At 51.4% G+C, this 3,423-nt stretch carries 2 protein-coding genes and 1 pseudogene; all 3 read right to left on the reverse strand.

Annotation, left to right across the window (positions count from 1 at the left end; genetic code table 11):
* Positions 1-28: 28 nt before the first annotated feature.
* Positions 29-1,489 carry a PP2C family serine/threonine-protein phosphatase gene (locus ACEW8P_RS11170; protein ID WP_373513161.1) on the reverse strand — a complete coding sequence of 487 codons (1,461 nt, stop codon included), beginning with the start codon at positions 1,487-1,489 and terminating at the stop codon, positions 29-31.
* Positions 1,490-1,651: 162 nt separating this feature from the next.
* Positions 1,652-2,656 (reverse strand): FHA domain-containing protein, encoded by a 1,005-nt coding sequence (locus tag ACEW8P_RS11175; RefSeq protein WP_373513162.1) that lies wholly within the window; start codon positions 2,654-2,656, stop codon positions 1,652-1,654.
* 290 nt (positions 2,657-2,946) lie between these two features.
* Positions 2,947-3,423, reverse strand: a pseudogene (locus ACEW8P_RS11180) (glycogen debranching protein); the annotation flags it as partial.

Below are 3,423 nucleotides of genomic sequence, written 5' to 3' on the forward strand. Positions count from 1 at the left end.
TTTTGTACCCATATTTACAATTTGACTATCAGTTATTTGTTGCCCTTCGGTCTTTTGACTGGCGTATGGACGAATCAGGCATATTTCGAATATTGATCTCGATAACCGCATCAGCGAAGGTTTTCTGTCTTATCAACGCGCTAACGGGCAAGTCCACGTTTCGGAAGTCAACCTTCGTAAGGCGCAACTTGGTTTCGGGGGCAATTTCGACACCAGATTTGAAACCACTGATTACGATGTTTTCGATGAGTACGGTACCTGGGCGCGTTGCCCGAATGGCCACCTGCTTCCCACCTGCATCGGCCGGAATCAGGACTGTTAACTGGTTTTCCCCCACGATACTAAACAAGGAATCGGTGAGCATCAGAGGTTTGTCAAGCCGAAAGGTGTCTCCGGTCAGCATCAGGCGATGGTTCTCGCTGCGGTTGGCTAAGCGCACCAGAGAATCAAGCCGAAAATCTGCACTTGTCACCCCTAACACGGCCTTGGGTTGGTCATTCAGCGCACGTATGCTATCGGTTTCCGGCGTGTCGGTTGGGCCGGATATTTGATAGAGGTACCACATCATTCCGGCCACGATACCCACCACTACCAGCACCAAAACTGCCCACAAAACACGATGGTTTCGTCCACTCAGCGGCGCCTGGGCCGAAGGTTCAGCTTCATCATCAGGGGAGAGAGCCACTGACGGGTGTTCTGAAATCGACTTGTCAGTAGAGGCCAGTGACTTGCCAAAAGACGGACCATTTCTAGCCAGTACAATTGTAATGTTGTCGCTTCCTCCTTGTTCGTTAGCCAGATGGATCAATTCGGCTAGCTGCTCTTGGAGATTGAGCGTTTGTTCCAGGATACCTTTGACTTGCGCCTGGGTAATCATATCGGTCAACCCATCACTGCACAGCAGCAGTTGATCTCCCGGCTGAAAGCTGGTTTCTCCTGATTCCAGAAAATCGGGATCGTCGACCCTGTGCGCAGCCAGGCCTATTTCGCGCAAAATTTCATTGCGGCGCGGGTGGCGCATGGCTTCGCCCTCGGTCAGTTCGTTGGCGTCCTCCCGCATCCCGACCAGGGAGTGGTCATTGGTGAGCTTTTCGAGTCTGCCCTGGCGATAACGGTACAGGCGCGTATCACCCACATGAACAAAGTACAGTTTGCCCAACTGGATGTCGGCCACTGCCGTAGTCAGCACGCAGCACATCTGCGCAAGCTGATCGTCCTGCTGGCGTTGCGTGTCAATTTGATTATTGGCAAATACCACCGCTTCGCGAAGCATAGATAGCGGATCGCCGTTGGGAGTGGCCATGTATTTTTCGATCGACTTCTTGGCGATAGCCGCCGCCTGTTCGCCGCCCGCGTAGCCTCCTACTCCATCGATTACAGCCAGCAGGGCGCTGGATTTTGACCATACCGACGAGCAGATGAAGGTGTCCTGGTTATCGGTTCGGCGTTGCCCTGTGTCCGTCTGACCGGCTATTTGTAGCAAATCCATTCACAAAAGTACAGGTAAAAATTGGATAGGGATCTCTGTGTTCCAGCCGCCCGCTTGGCGTTGTAGTCGGTAACTTACCGGGGTAGATCCCGAAAATGCCGGATTACCAGAAATACCACAAAGAAAAGTAACAGGAAAACGAGCAGCGCATCGATTATAGCCTCAGACATTGCATTTGAAATTTAACGTAACCATACTGTTGAGTAGAATTTGGGCCATATCCGGCAATGGTTGCCAATGCGGGCTGGTGGGATCACTACGCGGAATCAACTGCTCATTGACCCGGGTTTCATTGCGACTAAACGAAGCTATCTGGAAGGCGCAGGAAGCATCATTGTAGCGGATACGAAGGTGGGGGTTAGATACATAGGCTGATTCGAGCAACAGGTAGTTTGGGAAATGCTGGTTGTCGGGCTCCTTGCGGGCCACGACGATCTCCCTGTCGCGCATCAGGTACGAGTCCTCTTGGTTCAATTCCGCTAAATGATAATTGATTCGGGCCAAACCCTCGCCGAGGCTTTGCGGTAGTTCAGCAGCACTTCGCGAATCGACTCCCACCGCGGGTGACCGTGCAGTTGTCGCCACCGATTTCTCAAACCCGAATTTCACGACGAAGGCACCCGGCTCCCGGAAGGCAATATGCTGAAAAGCATTTAAGTCGACATCCACTTTTTCGTAGCGGTTTGTCTGTTTTACCCGGCGTGTCACGTTCAATTTGTCCGGGGACTGAGCCGATGCATTACCGGGTAAAATGCCGGTCAGGGCTCCCACGACACAAATATCCGCTGGGGTTAAGGATTCCCCGCTAAACTCTCTACCGCCTCCAAACTTGAAGAACCAGCTCGACGCTACCGGCGCTATACGGTCATACTCCCCTCGGTGCTGTTCTATGATGGCATTAAAAGCATCCACTGCTTCATTCACGATGACCGGAAAGGCGTTCTGACGTTCCTCATAAGTAGAAGGGTGCAGAATAATCAGAAAGTGCGCATTAAAGAGCATGCTGGTACCAAAGGACTCCCGACGCAAGGAGTCCTGAAAGGAGGCTATAATCTCGTCCAGTATGCGCGCGTTATTGACGGTTGCGACAGGGGTATCGTGTGCATGGCTGGTTGGTACTAGCAGATTGCCTAATTTACCAAGCCAGTTGGGGGGCTGATCGGCCATGTTTGTGAACTATATTGATGCGCGTTTGTGCTTTTGAAAGGTTGAATGTAAAGTTTTTTTTTTGACTAGCAATCAGGATTTCCATCCTCACTCACCTTTTAATAGGTGAATGATTGGTCACTCGCGGATCATTGGATTTATGATTTGGGTACTCCATACTTTTTAGGTGCTGCCTTTCCCCAAATATGAGTTTAGTGCAACAGTGACTTCCAAACGGTTTTTCCAATTTATCCCGCGACTCCCGCCATCAAATAATAAAAACGAAAAGCCCACCACTCAGAACCCAAAAATCATTCCACCCGTAAAACTACCTTCACTCCCTCCACTTCTACCGTGTCGAACGCCCCGACGCGATTAATTTTTACGGCTTTGCCATTTACTTCCCATTTCAGAAAACGCCCCGCTGGGTAAGCAATAGTTAGCTTCCAGTTGGGCTGGGTTTGTTCCAGCACTAGTTGCTGGGCTTTTTTCTCGCGCGAAAAGTGTACCGTAAGCTTGTTGCTGCCGATTTCGACGTTTTCCAGTTCGGCGGTACTCCAGGCGGTGGGCATTTGGGGCTGAATACGGACGCGCTTCTGGAAGGCGCGGGGGAGGATTCCGAAGAACTGCTCCACTATAGGAACGGCCAGGGCGTAGAGGTTCCAGGCTTGGGTCATCATTCCGTAGTCGGGTGAGACTTCGTAAATAGAACCCGGCAGCGCATAGCCAAACGAACGGCTTATCCTTTTGAGGTAGTCGAGTGCCTGATCGGGACGGCCGTAGTTGTT

Source organism: Persicitalea sp., from assembly GCF_041751555.1.
Lineage (GTDB): Bacteria > Bacteroidota > Bacteroidia > Cytophagales > Spirosomataceae > Persicitalea.